The organism is Flavobacterium sp. GCM10023249, assembly GCF_042653365.1.
Taxonomy (GTDB): Bacteria; Bacteroidota; Bacteroidia; order Flavobacteriales; family Flavobacteriaceae; genus Flavobacterium.
The window spans coordinates 612332-628357 of sequence record NZ_JBHSHZ010000009.1; the positions used below are offsets into that span (position 1 = coordinate 612332).

Sequence of the window (16026 nt, forward strand, 5' to 3'; positions counted from 1 at the left end):
TTACAGTTCTTTTGTTGATTTCTCCGACTTAACAGCAGGATTACCTTTGTATAATCCCCATGGTTCTGTATTTTTAATAATACTAGCCGCCATGGCGACAAATGTTCCTTCAGCAATAGTCACACCATCTCTAATTGTCGCATTAACCCCCAAAGTACAGTAGTTTTCTACCACACAGTGACCGGACAAAACCACTTGTGATGTAAACATAATGTGGTCTTTTAGTACTGAATGATGCCCGATATGATTTCCACTCCATAATATCACATTATTTCCGATAGTAGTAAAAGGCTGTATGGTATTGTTTTCCAGAATAAAGCAATTATCACCAATAGGATTATCAAACAATGTTGCCTTACTGCTTACATAGCTAATGAGTTCATATCCTTTAGATTTTATTTCACTATAAATTTGCTCCCTTAACCTATTCATTTTTTGGGGTGACATTGGTGCAAAAAAGTGATATTGAGAGGAAGGATATACATTTTCAATATTTTCAAAGGCAACTATAGGCAGATTTTTAAAAAAGGTATTTTCAGGCATGTATTGTTGATTTACACAAAACGCGACCACTTCATGTTCCGAATCATTCTCTAAATAATAATGTGCCAATTCAGCAAAATCCTGAATTCCGAATATAATAACTTTAGCCATATTGCTTATTTTTTTAAAACATACACAGTATATTCATACAGGCCATAATCATTTCTTATTATATAATTGCGTGTCAAGTTTTTACATAAAAACTCACTCAAAAGATCATGTGGCACATGAAACAAATCCTCCCTTTCCCACTCCACACTTTTTGACATTACATTGAATGCAATTCCTTTAGAAGCCTTTTCATAAACTAAGATTATCAATTTTGTAAAATAATCCCACATTTGATCAAAAGTCAACTCTCTCTTTTCTGTAAAGACACCGTTCATCACGATATAATCAAAAGTAGGCATATTAGATTTAGTCTCAAAAATATCGCAACAATAAAAATCAACTGTAGGAAATTTTTTTTGAGCGATATCCACAAACTTTTGAGAAATATCGAGTCCTGAATATTGAATGTTTTGATATTGATTTTTAATAATATACTCAAGCAAATGCGCTGTACCACATCCAAAATCTAATACTGTTGGAGATTTTAGATTTTGTTCATCAAACTTGATTATATCTAACATTACCTTATATCTTTTATCCACATCCTCAATTTTGGGCCAATCGACCCCCAAATGATTGTCTCCATGTATTTCCAAACATTTTTCGTAATGAGAAATTATTTTACTATAAGGCTTTTTCATAATTAAATTAATTCGAATTTATTTAAAAACTTCCTAGACTCTTCTATTGAATTAAACATAATTACATCAATAATAGACAGCCATGGCCTAAACTCATCTTTAAATTGTTTATAAGCAATGTTTTCGGATTTCAAGAAATGTAAATTTATTTTCTTTTCCATAAAATGGGATTTAGTGTATAACTCCATCCCTCCAATTGCATTAATATATTCTGATGCATTCAATTTAACACATATATCTATAATTTTACTCTCCCCTTTCAAATCATTATTCTTTCCGATTTCAGAAGACCTTACTAATTGAGTATCAATTTTCAAGTAATCACAAAGTTCTTGTATTGAATACATAATATATGCAGCTAAGTTCGATTCCTCAAAACTTATTATTCTCTCCAACATCGGGAAAACGTCAGCATAAAATGGCGCTTTCTTATAGGATAGATTTAAGGTTTTTAAAAGGTCTTTTTTCCATTTATTTACATCGGAAACAGATATTTCATTTATGAGTTTATTTTGACTCGCGTCCTTCAATGACACGCTAAAAAGGAAGGATTTATTATTCACTAAAATAGTGTTCCTATTTATCCACCCCTTTTTTATATAATTTACGTCATCATAAATAACAAATACATCTACGGCATTAATCAATTGAAAATAGCCAATATATGGCATAAAATAAGGCTGCATTATAGCAACTCTCATTTCACATTTGAATTAATCAATGAAACAATTCGCTCTAATTCAAGAGTACTTAAGCCGACATACAATGGCAAACACAATATACATGAAGCGATACTTTCAGAAACTTTCATTTCAGGAGCCTTTACATACTCTACTTTATTTAGTGAAGGGTAAAAATACCGTCTGGGAAATATATTCTCATTATTTAAACTTTCCTGTACTTTCAACAACATAGCTTCATTTTCAAAAATTACTGGATAATAACTGTAATTCCATTGTGAATTTTCTCTTATTTTTAAAACTCTAAGTTTTGACTTATCTAAGTTTTGATTGTAAAAATCAACTACCTTTTTTCGTTCTTTCAAAATAGTTTCCATGTAAGGCAAAACACTTAACCCCATAGCCGCTTGCAACTCTGATATTTTACCATTAATACCCAATCCATGAAAATTCAAGGGGCCATTATGCCCAAAATTGTGGCTGTAGAACAGTTGGTGATGTAACTTTTCATCTTTAGTGAACAAGGCACCTCCTTCACCAGTATGAAACAATTTTGTGGCGTGAAAACTGCATGTACTCACATCACCATATTCAAAAATAGATTTTCCATTATATGTAATACCGAAAGCGTGAGCAGCATCATAAATCACTTTTAAATTATGTTTTTGTGCAATGGCATCTATTGCCTCAACATTACACGGATTTCCAAAAACATGAGTCGCGAGGATAGCTGTTGTTTTATCATTTATTGCTGCTTCAATCTTTGTCTCATCTATGGTTAAATACTCAGGATGTATATCAACAAATACAGGCTGACAGTTTTCCCAAATTATAGAGGCTGTTGTAGCCACGTAACTAAAGGGTGTTGTGATAATTTCTCCAAAATTCCCTAACACCTTCAATGCTATCTGTAGTGGAATTGTACCATTATTTGTAACAATTATATTGGATACTGACAAATAGTTTTTCAGCTTTTCCTCTAACTCCAAAACCAACATACCACGATTGGTTAACCATTGGTTTTGCCAAATTCGCTGTAATTGCTCTTGGTAATCTTCCAAAGGAGGCAGAAAAGTTTTGGTAACATTAATCATATTTAAATATTAATTGTATAGCTATCAACTACACCTCCTTTTTTAACAAACGCTAGTTCAACTAACCAAAGCACTTTAGGCTGAAAAGGGCGATTTAAGTCTGTTATTTCAAAAAGTCTATATCCATTTTCATCCATGAAATTAATCATTTTCAAAAAACTATTATCAAAAACTTTATTTACAACCCCTACTTCAACCATAAATATTTCTGTTTTCCCAAAAAGTGAGTTGGCACCTTTTAAAACATCGATATCCAATCCTTCCGCATCAATTTTAACAATATCAGGAATGGGCAAGTTACTCTTTTCATTCAACTCGTTCAAGGTAACGATAGGAATTTCAACCTGTTTAAAGCCATTCGCCTTTGCTTCTTCTTCAGTATAACGGAAGGAACAACTATCATCCCTATCAACTATTGTGAAATTAAAAAACCCTGACTTTGCACCAGCCCCCACAGCATTAAAAGTGATTTTATCATTAGTATCCAACAAATCTTGCAAAGAAGGTTTTAACCATTCCTGGGGTTCCAAAAGAGTATAATAGGCATTTGGAAAATACTTAAGCGTTTCTCTTGTCCAAGTTCCATGATTTGCGCCAACATCAACAATATGTTTTGGGCTAAACCCCATCTTTTTTAAGTTTAAAAAAAAAGTCTCCAATAAATTATTCTTATCTGATTCAGCACTCTTAATTTGTACTTCGGCAGATTTCACATAACCTAAACGGGTTACAATTGGATCCAAAAACAAGTGCACAATTTTTTTTATTTTCTTTTTCATTTTTTTGCAAAGTTTAAAGGCGTGTCCATTCGAAAACTGGTTTTATAAACCCAGGCTCTTTACCTAGCCAGGCTCCGAAACCTCGTTGACCTTCCTGAATCACGAAACTCATAATATCGGGTTCATGAAACACGGTCCTTTTAGCATCTTCGATAATATAAAAATCCAGATAATAGTTTCCGATATTTAAAAATCCTTTTGGGAAGCAACACTTGAGATGATTTGTTCCATCTTTTAGCTGCAAGCCGGCATTCACATTTGAAAATGCAAATAAAGGATTTCCTTCTTCATTCTTTAAAACATAGGTCAGATGAAATCTTTCAGAATTCTCTTTGATTATAATTCTTGTATTAAATTCTAATTCTTGATATTCATCCAAATTTTCATCAGAGGTTTTCCCTTTAGGATTTATGTATATCTCTAATAACTGAAACTGTTCACAATTATATTCTTTTCCGAATTTTTTATGATTAAGACTCTCCGAATCACCACTCAAATAATTAGTTACAGCATTATGAGCTAATCCTTCATAAAAAACCTGTCCGTTTTTTAACACCAATCCTTTATTACACAAACTCTTTACAGCAGCCATATTATGACTCACAAACAACACAGTTCTTCCTTCACCTTTGCTGACATCATTCATCTTTCCCAGACATTTCTTCTGGAATTCTGCATCACCAACAGCCAATACTTCATCAACGATAAGAATTTCCGATTCCAAATGGGCTGCAACGGCAAAAGCCAATCGAACATACATTCCGGAAGAATAACGTTTTACAGGTGTGTCAATATAACGTTCCACCCCAGAAAAAGCGACAATTTCATCAAATTTTCTAGTAATTTCGCTTTTTCGCATCCCCAATATAGCTCCGTTCAGATAGATATTTTCTCGACCTGTCATTTCTGGATGAAAACCGGTACCCACTTCCAATAACGAAGCAATTCTTCCTTTGGTATAAATTTTACCAGTAGTGGGTTGGGTTACCTGACTTAATATTTTTAAAAGCGTACTTTTTCCCGCGCCATTACGACCAATAATTCCTATAGAATCCCCTTGACCAATTTCGAAATTAATATCTCTGAGTGACCAAACGTATTCACTTTCACCTTTTACCGAGCGATTATTAGCTTCACCTATTTTTAAAAAAGGATCTTCATTTCCCCTAACATTGTGCCACCATCTCTTTAAATCATCCTTAACTGTACCAGTACCAACTAATCCTAATCGATATTGCTTTGAAATATTTTCCGCTTTTATAACTATCTTACTCATGTTCTATTATATTCTTCAATCCAATAATTGATTAGACTGTATCCATGAAAGTCCTTTGTGTTTTATTAAAAATCACAATACCTATCGCTAAGATCCCGATTCCAAACAAACTTGGGTATACTAATGAAGACACTGTAAACTCACCTATTCCTAAATAGGCGTGTCTCATATAATTGAATAATCCAACCAATGGATTGAGATTAATAATCCATTTATAATCAGACGGAATGGATGAACTTGGATAAATAACAGGAGTTGCATACATAAACAACTGTATTCCAAAGGAGATCAACTGGTTTAAATCTTTATACTTCGTAGTCATTGAAGACAAAATAAGCCCTATTCCCATGGCAATTATTGCCATTATACAAATCACGATTGGCGTAATCAATATCCAATTATTAGGCTGTATTTCTTCTTTACACCAATAGTAATACAACACAAAGAGAATGAACATCGCAAACTGCACACCAAATTTCATTAAATTAGAAATAACAATCGTTAATGGCATGATTAATCTTGGAAAATAAACTTTCCCGAAAATTCCGGCATTGGCATTAAAGACACCTGCAACGGAAGTTAAACAAGTAGAAAAGTAATTCCACAAGGTAATTCCTGCCATATAAAAGACCAGTTTGGGAGCATTTTCTGTGGATAACTGTGCCACATTCCCAAAAATAACGGTAAATGTAATAGTGGTTAGAATCGGTTGAATAAAAAACCAAAGAGGTCCCAAAATGGTTTGTTTGTAAACAGTAACAAAATCCCTTCTCACAAATAAAAAGAGTAAATCTCTATAATGCCAAACTTCCTTTAAACGCAAATCAAACAAAGAAGTCCGAGATTCTATGACTTGATCCCAGTGCTCTTCTTGTAACGTTTCTTGCTTCATTTTTCAATCTATTATTTACGTTGCAACTTAACAATAAAAAGAATGGAAAACAAGTACAAAAAAACCTCTAAAGCTTTCGATTCAAAAGTCATTTTATTTATTTAACAACTAAATAAATTTCAAATAACTACTTGAATTCAATTATTAACAGACCTTAAACTTATTGTAATTGACAAATCCCTACATTTGTAAAAAAAATCCATGTTCTTTTTCAAAAAAAACAAACCCGTACTTAAAGATATTATCCCCGATGGTTATACCGACATCCATTCTCACCTCTTACCCGGAATTGATGATGGCGCAAAAGACATTGAAGAAACTCTTTATTTGGTCAAGAGTTTAAAAAGTTTCGGATTTGAATCGTTTACAACTACACCACATACTTTCAGCGGATTTTACAACAATACCAAAAGTGGAATTCAGAAAGTGGAAGCTGAAACGCAAAAAACATTGACTGAAAATCATATTCACAATCCATTCAAAGCTGCCTCTGAATATTTATTGGACGACCATTTCATAAATTTGTGCAAAGCAGGTGAAGTTTTGACCATAAAAGACAATTTAGTATTAGTTGAAATGTCTTATCTAAATGCACCAATTCATCTTTATGATTTGCTTTTCGAAATGCAAGTAGCAGGATATAAACCTATTTTAGCACATCCGGAGCGTTACATGTTTTACCACAAAAAAACAGATGAGTACAAAAAACTAAAGAATGCGGGATGTCATTTCCAGCTTAATTTACTATCTACCGTTGGTTATTACGGCAATGAAGTAATGCAGGTTGCCGATTTTCTTTTAAAAACCAATTTAATAGACTTTGTGGGCTCTGATGTACATCATAAAAAGCACATCGAATCCTTTGATAAAAAAATAGAATTAAAAGAAATTGACAATTTAAAAAGTGTTATTCACAACAATCAATTTTTCAAAGAATAAAAAAAGGGACTTTTAAAGTCCCTTTTTTTTATCCAAATATTTTCGTTAACCAATTCTTTTTCTTTTGATCATGGACACCATAACCGTAACCATATCCATACCCTTTAATAACATCAGTATCATTAAGTAGCATACACATACTTGGTAATTTTTTGTCTCTGTATAAAGACTCTGGCATTCTCAACATTTCTTTATCTAGATAATTTGCTCTAACCACATAAATAAAAGCGTCGGCAAATTTAGAAATCAGTAAGGTATCAGTAACCAAACTCACTGGAGCTGTATCAATAATTATATAATCGTATTGTTGCTTTAAATCTTCAAACATGGTTTCCAGCTTCACACTCATTAACAATTCAGCAGGATTTGGCGGAATAACTCCAGCCGGAAGGATGTCAAATTGTTCATATCCGGTTTGTGAAACAATATAATCTTCAATAACTGCATCTGCTGTTGATAAGAAGTTTGTTAAACCTTTTGTTGGTAAGGTTACATAATCATCAATTCGAGGATTACGAACATCCATACCGATAAGTAAAACTTTTTTCCCTGAAATCGCCACTGTAGCTGCCAAATTAACCGCTATAAAGGTTTTTCCTTCAGCCGGTAAAGTGGAAGTTAGCATAATTATTTTCGCTTTACCAGGTTCTGAATTATTTAGTATAAATTCTAAATTTGTTCTTACTATACGAATTGCTTCAGCCGAACTAGTTCTACTATCTGATTTAATGATTTCGTTATGCGATTCAGAGTGCGGAACATCACCAATAAATGGAACACCTAAATGATCCAGATCATTTCTGTCTTTGACTTTTGTATCCAACAGACCTTTCACATAGATAAACGAAAAAGGAACCAACAATCCAAGCACCAAAGAAATAAGATATATTATTTGTCTTTTAGGTGATACCGGCATATTTGGAGAATAGGCTTCATCAACAACTTTAGAATTTGGCGCAGTACCCGCAAGGGCAATAGCAGTTTCTTCTCTCTTTTTAAACAAATACAAATACAATTCTTCTTTAATTTGTTGTTGTCTAAAAATATTCCTGAATTCTCTTTCCTGTTGAGGTAAACGCGATATTCTTCCTCCCAATACATTTCCTTGATTCTGTATATCTCTATCCTTAACAGACAATGAAGACTTCAATCTCAATAAACTTTCGTTAATTGAACGCTTTAATGCTGTAATCTTATCATTAGTTCTAACTACCAGTGGATTTTCAGGAGTAGAACTTTTAAGAATTCTATTTCTCTCTACAACAAGATTATTATAACTACCTATAAGTTCTGCAGCATTTACATCTGAAGGCACGATATTGGCCGGAATTACATCTGAATCAGCATTTGATTTCATGTATTGAATCATAAGATCAACCACTTTAATCTGAGTACCAATTGAAATTTCCTCTGCTTTAAATTCACTTGCACTTTGAAGATTCAGTTCCGCTTCAGTAGGCAAGTCAGTAATTTTATTTTTCTTTTTATAAGTCTCTACATCTTTTTCAACATTACCCAATTCATCTGTTATGATAATTAATCGCTCGTTAATGAACTTTGCTGTTTTTTCAGAAATTAAATTCTTATCATTAATTGCCTCACGATTATAAATCTGGACTAGTTTATTAAGAAAATCTTCAGCTCTTTTACTTACTTGATCGGTTATAGAAATCTCAACTACATTGGCAAACTTCGAAAGAGTAATCACGTTGATTCTCCTTTTAAAATCATCTACAGTAGCTTTAAGATTTGAAATCTCAATAATCACTCTTGATTTTTTAAGTGGTTCCGGTTCGTCAAACTCATTTAAAACAATACGTCTGTCAATTTTATAATCGCCTAATGTTTTTGACTTTATAATTTGTCCGAAGGTAAAAGTTCCTAACTTATTGTTATCCTGATTGAATAAATGAAACTGATTCCCAGATACAATTTCAACATTTAGAACCGTATCTTTTTTAAACAATCTTCTCTCTTTATTGAAAAAATTTATTTTAACAGGGTTACCACCGTAAGCATCAGATGATTTAATGCGTCCTTCTGCAATATAACGAACATTAAACTCCCCTTCTTTAACTGTCTTTTCAATTAATTTTCTCGATCGTAAGACTTCGATTTCGTCTTCGATTTTACTTTTGGTACCAGAAAAAAGTTCCAAATCTTGAAAAGCTGATAATTCAGAAGCTAGATTATTTCCGCTATCATCTTTGATTAAGATAGTTGTGGTTGAGTTATAAAGAGGTACAGAATAACGTAAATATAATTTTGCCAACGCAAAAAAAGCAAGAATACTCAATAAAAACCATTTCCAGTGCATTAAGTATTTAAACAATAAATCTCTCAACTTCAAAGAGTTTTCCTCTTTATTATTATTGATAGGCAACATACTTAAATTTTAGTTTTTATTGATTAAAAGTATAGAGAAAATAGCCGAAGACAACAAAGATGCTATAGATATCCATACAGTAGTATTTTGGTTAAATGTAGACGAGCTACTTTTAGCTCCGTTTGGCTCTACATACACCATATCGTTTTGTGACAAATAATAATAAGGTGAATTAATAAAATCAGCTTTAGTAATATCAATACGCCCAATAGATTTCTTTCCTTGAACTTCCCTTACAATCACTATATTATTTCTTTTTCCGTAGATTGTTAAATCCCCAGCCATACTTAAAGCCTCAATAAGAGTAACCCTTTCACTGTTCACTGGATAAGTTCCAGGCTTGTTAACTTCTCCCTGTACCGTAACTTTATAATTCATTATACGAATATTAACAATTGGATTTTTAATGTATTGAACCAATTTATCCTTTAATTGAATTACAACTTGGTCTTTCGTTAAGCCTCCCATTTGTAGTTGACCCAAAATAGGGAAATCAATCATTCCTTTTTTATCAACCAAATACAATTGCTGTTGGCGTTGCGCCATGGAAGCTTGTCCGGTTACAGTCGGTATATTTTCAGTAGTAAGATTAAAAGGGGCTGCTGCTTCTGGATCTTGAGCAGATACTATAATTAACAATAAATCATCAGGTTGAATCGTAGGTTCAAAACTTGAACCATCCAAAGCAGATAATTGTTCAATATTTTGAAAATATGCAATTTTTTTTTGCTGACTGCAGCTTGTTAATCCGATTATGGCTGAAAATAGGAACAAAACAGCAACAATCTTGGGTAATCTGATCATAATTTTAATTATTTTTTTTGTCTAGGATTTCAAAAATTGAATTCAAACTTTTAAACTCTGGTACCAAAATCTTCATCTTGGTAACTACCAAATGATTATTATATTGTGAAGCTGCTTCTAAAATTTCAGCAATTGATATGGAAACATTTTCAAAATAATCTATTTCTTCTTGTGTAACCATTATTTTATCATGATGGGTTGGCAGCGTTTTTGAGGTATCATTTAGTAATTCTTCGTACAATTTTTCACCAGGACGCAAACCTACAACTTTTATTTTAATATCACTATCCGGCACATAACCCGCCAATCTGATCATTTTTTTGGCTAAATCATAAATTTTAACTGGTTTCCCCATATCAAAAATATAAATTTCTCCACCATTACCCATTGCTCCTGCTTCTAAAACGAGCTGACAGGCTTCGGGTATTGTCATGAAATAACGGATAATCTCTTTGTGTGTAATTGTAACGGGACCTCCCTCGGCGATTTGCTTTGAGAACAAAGGCACAACCGAACCATTTGACCCTAATACATTCCCAAATCTAGTTGTAATAAATTTTGTTGTCCCTTTGTTTTTTTTAAGTTCATAAAAATACAATGATTGAACATATTTTTCTGCGATTCGTTTGCTGGCTCCCATCACATTACTAGGATTAACAGCCTTATCCGTAGAAACCATTACAAATTTCTCAACACCAAACTGCAGTGCTAAATCTGCAAGATTTTTGGTTCCCAACACATTAACAAAAATTGCTTGTGAAGGATTGTCTTCCATCAAAGGAACATGCTTATAAGCAGCGGCGTGATAAATCAGATTAGGCCTATACAATTCAAATATTTTTTCCAGTCCAATTTTATCTCTAATATCAGCAATAATAGAAACAATATTGGTGGTAATCTTCAACTTTTGAAGTTCTAAAGTCAAATCATGCAAAGGAGTTTCCGCCTGATCTAGAACTATTATTGTATTCGGATTAAATTCCATTACCTGACGGACAATTTCACTTCCGATAGAACCCGCCGCACCAGTAATTAAAATTGTCTTATTTTTTACCTGCGATGAGATTACTTTATTATCAAGTACAATAGGTTTGCGATCTAGCAAGTCTTCAATTTGAAAACTCTTAATTTTTTTTGAAATCTCCTTTTGATCTTCCCAGTTTGAAATCAAAGGAACAGTATAAACTTTCAGATTAAACTCTAAACATTCATCAACGATAGCCAATTGCTCCTCTTTTGACAAACCTTTATCTGCTATAATCAAAGCCTTTGCATCAAGAGATCTCATGACAACTGAAATCTTTTTCTTTTGATTAATGATAGGAAGTCCTAGAATTTGTTTGGATTCATTATGGCTGTATTTATCAATAAATCCAAGTAACTTAAATCTTCTTGGAATTTCAGATTGTAACGCATTGGAAACCGAAATTGCATTTGCATCGGCACCATATACTAGAGCATTCACCAAATTTTCACCCTGAATCCCTTTGATATAAACTTCAAAAACCTGCTTAACAAGAACCCTATAAAGAAACAGCAAGCAAAAAGAGAAGATAACATTGATCAATAATGCAGTTGACAGGAAAAGATTTTCTTTATAAACAATTGAAAAACCTAAATTGATCAATACCAGAAAAAAGAAAGTTATAACTTGTGAAAATAATATTTTAATAGCATCTATAAAGGAAGAATGCCTGATAATACCAGAGTAGGTTTTAAACCACCAAAAAAAGAAAACATTAAATCCAAAATACAATACGATTTTTAAACCATTGTGTCTACTACTAAAATACTCAAGACCAATACCTTTGAAAAGATAATAGGTTACTGCGCCTGAAAAAGCAATAGCAAAAACATCTAATAGAAGAATAACCCATCTTGGCAGATAACCAAGATTTTTAAGGTTAAACCAATTTCTGTCAAGCATTAACAACTGCTTTACAACCGATTTGATAGTAGCTTTTTCTTCTATATCCAAAATAACAATATTTAAAACTCACCTCCCATTATGCAATTCATTAAAAATGAACACATTAAAACTTCGTAAAATTATTCCAAATGAACCCGCAAAGTACTAAAAAAATCGTTTGAGTGCTGTATATATCCTATTTTTTTCTTCTTCAGTTATGTTAGAGCCTGACGGCAAACACAATCCATTTTCAAACAATTGCTCTGAAACATTACCTCCATAATATGGACACATTTCAAAAACAGGCTGCAAATGCATCGGTTTCCACAAAGGTCTGGTTTCAATCATTTCTTCTTCGAGTGCTAAACGCAAATCCTCTCTGCTTTTACCACCAACTTTCTCTTTATCAACAACTATTGCTGACAACCAATGATTTGAAAAATAATCCGATGATGGCTCTGAAAAAACAGTTACTCCATCAACTTTTTCAAAAAAGTCTCTATAAAAATTATGCATTTTTCTTCTTAATGAGATATGCTGATCTAAAACCTCCATTTGTCCACGCCCTATTCCTGCACAAATATTACTCATTCTGTAATTATACCCCACTTGACTGTGTTGATAATGCGGTGCATTGTCCCGAGCTTGTGTAGAAAGAAAAACTGTTTTATCCTTAATCTCTTTATTTGACGAGACCAAAGCCCCACCTCCTGAAGTTGTTATAATTTTATTACCATTAAAAGACAAAATACTGATATCGCCAAAAGTCCCACATTTTTTATTTTTATAGGTGCTACCTAAAGCTTCCGCACTATCTTCAACAATTGGAATAGCATACTTAATCGAAACAGCTTTTATTTCATCATATTTAAAAGGCATTCCATACAGATGCACCCCAATTATAGCTTTCGGTTTTTTCCCTTTTGCCAATCGGTCTATAATTGCTTCCTCCAAAGCCTTAGGGCACATATTCCAGGTATCCGACTCACTATCAACAAGAACTGGAGTTGCACCCAAATACATAATCGGATTAGCTGATGCTGAAAAAGTCATACTTTGACAAATCACTTCATCTCCCGCTTGAACACCCAACAGAATTAAAGCAAGATGCAACGCTGCAGTTCCAGAACTCAAAGCTGCTACATAAACATTATCACCCAGATAATTTTCTAAATCACTTTCAAAACCGTTAACATTAGGACCAAGAGGCGCTATCCAATTTGTATCAAATGCTTCTTGTACATATTTTTGTTCGTTTCCCCCCATATGTGGAGATGAAAGCCATATTTTTGATTTACTCATTTGATTCTTTAAAAAATTTTCTTTGCTGGATTTCCGAAATATGTTCCTTCTTGTTTTATTGTTCTAATCACTACAGCCCCGGCCCCAACAATTGTATTATCAGGAATTTTCACCCCAGGCAAAACAATTGCACCTGAACCAATAAAAACATTATTACCAATTTGCGCTCCCCCGCCAATATCAACATTAGCCATTATACTTGTATAATCACCAATAACTACATCGTGCCCGATTTGGGATCCACTATTAACAAACACTAAATCACCAATTTTTGAATCACACGAAATAATTGAAAAAGGACACAAAACTAGCCCTTCTCCCACAACAGTTCTCTCTCCAACCAAAGCAGTATGATGAGTATAACCGACTGTTTTTACATTATATTCTTTTGACTTTTCAAACAATTTTTTCTTAACACCTCCGTCTGCTATCCCGAATAAAACAGATTGAAAATCTTTAATTTGTGAAAAATCTATTTTTCCTAAATTACTTTCTTTCACATCATAACCGTCCAACGCATTCAGATTGTCATCCATAAATCCAACCACCTCAAGACTCTTATTCTCTGCAACCGTAATCCAACTGACAATTTCCCTTGCCAATCCACCAGCACCAAGAATAACAACTTCGATATTATTGTATAGTGTATCCGCCATCTATAATTAAATTTTGCCCTGTAATCCATTTTGCTCCATCAGACAATAAAAAACTTACTGCCTGAGCCACATCTTCGCAAGTTCCTAATCCTAAAGGATGCTGCTGTTCTATCTTTTCATTTGCCTCAACTGAAAGCTTTAATTCTTTTGCAATCGACATTTCCGAATCCTTAACATGTCCTGGTGAAACTGCATTAATCCTCACTCCTTTTCCTGACAATTCCAGTGCCATAGATTTGACCATTGCAATAATAGCTCCTTTGCTTGCAGAATAGGAAGTCAATCCTTTATTTCCAACCACCCCCATGACAGATGAAATCAAAACAAAACTTTGTTTTTCGTCTCTGTATTTTTTCTTAATCAATCTTTTCAAAAATTCAACAGGAGAAAAAACATTAATCTCAAAAATATCACTCATATGACGATGTGTCAACTGTTGCAAAAGTATTGTTTGCTCAATACCGGCAGAATGAACAAATCCGTAAATTGGTCCGAATTCTCGAAATACTTTTTCTACAATACCATCATAAGCATCAAAATCACATAAATTTTCACTAATAATCAGTGTTTTATTTTCACACAAGACTTGAACTTCTTTTAATCTTTCCAAATCCCTGCCAATCAAGACACATTTAGCTCCAAGTTTACTTAAACTAATTGCAATGGATTTTCCTATTCCGGAAGAAGCTCCGGTAATAATAATTGTTTTATCCTCTAACATTAAATTTCTATTTTTTCAAAAGAATCAAAAGATGTATTTTCTAAAATACAATTACCCCAATTCAAACCAACCCCATATCCGCTTAGCAGTAATGTTTTTGAGGTACCGAATTTTTTCGGATAACTAGAAAAAAGCAAAGGAATTGAAACTCCACTTGTATTCCCAAATTCCGAAATATTCAATAATACTTTTTCAGAATCAACACTTAACTGAGAAGTAATTTGTTTAATTATAAATTGATTAGACTGATGAAATAAAAAATAATCTACTGACATCCTATCAACTGCCGAGTCTTTCAAAAGTGACTCAATACTTGGAGCAATTTCCCTTAAGGTAAAATCAAAAACTCTTGGCCCATCCATAGAAAGATGTAACTTACTTCTTGTATTCCCTTTCTCATCTTCAATCAGAGATAGACTATCTTGAGTTGTCCCATTTCTGCACCCCCCGTCAGGTATCTGAATAGCATCAGCATTACCTCCATCAGAATAAAAATTAAAATAAGACTTACATTTAGCATTCCCAGTGTTTTCAATTAATACTGCTGAAGCTCCATCTCCAAAAAGAGGGGTTGTACTTCTGTCTGATTCTGACAAAATTTTAGACAAAGTCTCAGCAACTATAAATAAAACCTTCCCTTTATCAAGAGATTTTGCAATAGAATATGAAACACTTAAGCCTTGAACAAACCCTGCACAACCAGCATTAATATCTAAACATAGAATATTTTGCTTCAAGCCCAATCTTTGTTGTAAAATATTAGACGTAAAAGGAAGTTTAAAATCAGGAGTTTGACTTAAAAAAACCAAACATTCTATTTCTTCCAAATTCACTCTACTTTTCTCAAATAGATTTATAGCAGCAGCATATCCTAAATCAGAAGCAGTGATTTCTTTATCCGCCCATCTTCTTTCCAATATCCCAACTGTCTTTTCGAAAATTCTCAATTCTTTTGAAGACAGCAAATGGGAAAATGAATCATTCCCAACTTTATTTTTGGGAACACAAGAAGCAACAGCTTTAATCTCTACACCCTGAAATTCCTGATACATATTTAGTCGAATTTTTCAACGCCGATTTTTTCAATCAGAGATGATATCGTTGTTATTTTTTTTATGTCCTCAGCATTTAAAGTAACACTGAATTCGTTAGAAACATATCCAATCAGTAACATTGCAGTCATTGAATCCCATTCCTCCAATTGTTTAATATCAGTATCAAATTCCAATGCTGTTTCCAATTCCAACTCCTCTTCCAATCCTTTTATAAAATCTTGCTTTGTCATTTTAAAAA

Annotated in this window: 16 protein-coding genes; 1 reads left to right on the forward strand and 15 read right to left on the reverse strand. The window is 33.0% G+C overall.

All coding sequences use genetic code 11. The features are described from left to right. The 7 genes from ACFO7M_RS09530 to ACFO7M_RS09560 form a co-directional block, all read right to left on the reverse strand. Complete coding sequence (locus ACFO7M_RS09530) at positions 1–654, reverse strand: acetyltransferase (RefSeq protein WP_379735341.1); 654 nt, start codon at positions 652–654, stop codon at positions 1–3. Between the two features lie 5 nt (positions 655–659). Continuing rightward, positions 660–1295, reverse strand: a complete 636-nt coding sequence (locus ACFO7M_RS09535) for a class I SAM-dependent methyltransferase (RefSeq protein WP_379714626.1) — start codon at positions 1293–1295, stop codon at positions 660–662. Positions 1296–1297: 2 nt separating this feature from the next. Continuing rightward, on the reverse strand, positions 1298–1996 hold the full coding sequence (locus tag ACFO7M_RS09540) for a WbqC family protein (protein ID WP_379735343.1): 699 nt from the start codon (positions 1994–1996) through the stop codon (positions 1298–1300). Continuing rightward, entirely contained in the window at positions 1993–3069 is a 1077-nt protein-coding gene (locus ACFO7M_RS09545; protein WP_379735345.1) for a DegT/DnrJ/EryC1/StrS family aminotransferase, read from the reverse strand. The genes ACFO7M_RS09540 and ACFO7M_RS09545 overlap by 4 nt, the downstream gene beginning before the upstream one ends. A 2-nt stretch (positions 3070–3071) precedes the next feature. Beyond that, positions 3072–3782 carry an FkbM family methyltransferase gene (locus ACFO7M_RS09550; RefSeq protein ID WP_379735347.1) on the reverse strand — a complete coding sequence of 237 codons (711 nt, stop codon included), beginning with the start codon at positions 3780–3782 and terminating at the stop codon, positions 3072–3074. 79 nt (positions 3783–3861) lie between these two features. After that, the gene (locus ACFO7M_RS09555) at positions 3862–5124 is read right to left on the reverse strand and encodes a polysaccharide ABC transporter ATP-binding protein (RefSeq protein ID WP_379714634.1); all 1263 of its coding nucleotides are present in this window, start codon (positions 5122–5124) and stop codon (positions 3862–3864) included. Between the two features lie 31 nt (positions 5125–5155). After that, complete coding sequence (locus tag ACFO7M_RS09560) at positions 5156–6016, reverse strand: ABC transporter permease (RefSeq protein WP_379714637.1); 861 nt, start codon at positions 6014–6016, stop codon at positions 5156–5158. A 201-nt stretch (positions 6017–6217) separates the two neighbouring features. Between ACFO7M_RS09560 and ACFO7M_RS09565 the strand changes: the two genes are divergently transcribed. After that, on the forward strand, positions 6218–6955 hold the full coding sequence (locus ACFO7M_RS09565) for a tyrosine-protein phosphatase (protein WP_379714640.1): 738 nt from the start codon (positions 6218–6220) through the stop codon (positions 6953–6955). A 28-nt stretch (positions 6956–6983) separates the two neighbouring features. Here the strand turns inward: ACFO7M_RS09565 and ACFO7M_RS09570 are convergent, their stop codons facing one another. From ACFO7M_RS09570 to ACFO7M_RS09605, 8 genes are all read right to left on the reverse strand, one after another. Then, entirely contained in the window at positions 6984–9341 is a 2358-nt protein-coding gene (locus ACFO7M_RS09570) for a GumC family protein (RefSeq protein WP_379714642.1), read from the reverse strand. A gap of 9 nt (positions 9342–9350) precedes the next feature. Beyond that, on the reverse strand, positions 9351–10145 hold the full coding sequence (locus ACFO7M_RS09575; protein WP_379735349.1) for a polysaccharide biosynthesis/export family protein: 795 nt from the start codon (positions 10143–10145) through the stop codon (positions 9351–9353). 4 nt (positions 10146–10149) lie between these two features. Next, a complete protein-coding gene (locus tag ACFO7M_RS09580) occupies positions 10150–12072 on the reverse strand; it encodes a polysaccharide biosynthesis protein (protein ID WP_379715014.1) in 1923 nt (640 codons plus the stop codon). 147 nt (positions 12073–12219) lie between these two features. After that, complete coding sequence (locus ACFO7M_RS09585; protein ID WP_379735351.1) at positions 12220–13356, reverse strand: DegT/DnrJ/EryC1/StrS family aminotransferase; 1137 nt, start codon at positions 13354–13356, stop codon at positions 12220–12222. A gap of 8 nt (positions 13357–13364) precedes the next feature. After that, on the reverse strand, positions 13365–14012 hold the full coding sequence (locus tag ACFO7M_RS09590; protein WP_379714649.1) for an acetyltransferase: 648 nt from the start codon (positions 14010–14012) through the stop codon (positions 13365–13367). Continuing rightward, positions 13990–14733, reverse strand: coding sequence for an SDR family NAD(P)-dependent oxidoreductase (locus tag ACFO7M_RS09595; RefSeq protein ID WP_379735353.1), 744 nt, complete (start codon positions 14731–14733; stop codon positions 13990–13992). Before ACFO7M_RS09595 ends, ACFO7M_RS09590 begins: the two co-directional genes overlap by 23 nt. Beyond that, complete coding sequence (locus tag ACFO7M_RS09600; protein WP_379714654.1) at positions 14733–15785, reverse strand: ketoacyl-ACP synthase III; 1053 nt, start codon at positions 15783–15785, stop codon at positions 14733–14735. The genes ACFO7M_RS09595 and ACFO7M_RS09600 overlap by 1 nt, the downstream gene beginning before the upstream one ends. A gap of 2 nt (positions 15786–15787) precedes the next feature. Further along, a complete protein-coding gene (locus tag ACFO7M_RS09605; protein ID WP_379714657.1) occupies positions 15788–16018 on the reverse strand; it encodes a phosphopantetheine-binding protein in 231 nt (76 codons plus the stop codon). Positions 16019–16026 lie beyond the last annotated feature (8 nt).

Bases quoted from the DNA above. Each gene is read 5' to 3' on its own strand.
- ACFO7M_RS09530 (WP_379735341.1), bottom strand. From the start codon at position 654: ATGGCTAAAGTTATTATATTCGGAATTCAGGATTTTGCTGAATTGGCA.
- ACFO7M_RS09535 (WP_379714626.1), bottom strand. From the start codon at position 1,295: ATGAAAAAGCCTTATAGTAAAATAATTTCTCATTACGAAAAATGTTTG.
- ACFO7M_RS09540 (WP_379735343.1), bottom strand. From the start codon at position 1,996: ATGAGAGTTGCTATAATGCAGCCTTATTTTATGCCATATATTGGCTAT.
- ACFO7M_RS09545 (WP_379735345.1), bottom strand. From the start codon at position 3,069: ATGATTAATGTTACCAAAACTTTTCTGCCTCCTTTGGAAGATTACCAA.
- ACFO7M_RS09555 (WP_379714634.1), bottom strand. From the start codon at position 5,124: ATGAGTAAGATAGTTATAAAAGCGGAAAATATTTCAAAGCAATATCGA.
- ACFO7M_RS09560 (WP_379714637.1), bottom strand. From the start codon at position 6,016: ATGAAGCAAGAAACGTTACAAGAAGAGCACTGGGATCAAGTCATAGAA.
- ACFO7M_RS09565 (WP_379714640.1), top strand. From the start codon at position 6,218: ATGTTCTTTTTCAAAAAAAACAAACCCGTACTTAAAGATATTATCCCC.
- ACFO7M_RS09570 (WP_379714642.1), bottom strand. From the start codon at position 9,341: ATGTTGCCTATCAATAATAATAAAGAGGAAAACTCTTTGAAGTTGAGA.
- ACFO7M_RS09575 (WP_379735349.1), bottom strand. From the start codon at position 10,145: ATGATCAGATTACCCAAGATTGTTGCTGTTTTGTTCCTATTTTCAGCC.
- ACFO7M_RS09580 (WP_379715014.1), bottom strand. From the start codon at position 12,072: ATGCTTGACAGAAATTGGTTTAACCTTAAAAATCTTGGTTATCTGCCA.
- ACFO7M_RS09585 (WP_379735351.1), bottom strand. From the start codon at position 13,356: ATGAGTAAATCAAAAATATGGCTTTCATCTCCACATATGGGGGGAAAC.
- ACFO7M_RS09590 (WP_379714649.1), bottom strand. From the start codon at position 14,012: ATGGCGGATACACTATACAATAATATCGAAGTTGTTATTCTTGGTGCT.
- ACFO7M_RS09595 (WP_379735353.1), bottom strand. From the start codon at position 14,733: ATGTTAGAGGATAAAACAATTATTATTACCGGAGCTTCTTCCGGAATA.
- ACFO7M_RS09600 (WP_379714654.1), bottom strand. From the start codon at position 15,785: ATGTATCAGGAATTTCAGGGTGTAGAGATTAAAGCTGTTGCTTCTTGT.
- ACFO7M_RS09605 (WP_379714657.1), bottom strand. From the start codon at position 16,018: ATGACAAAGCAAGATTTTATAAAAGGATTGGAAGAGGAGTTGGAATTG.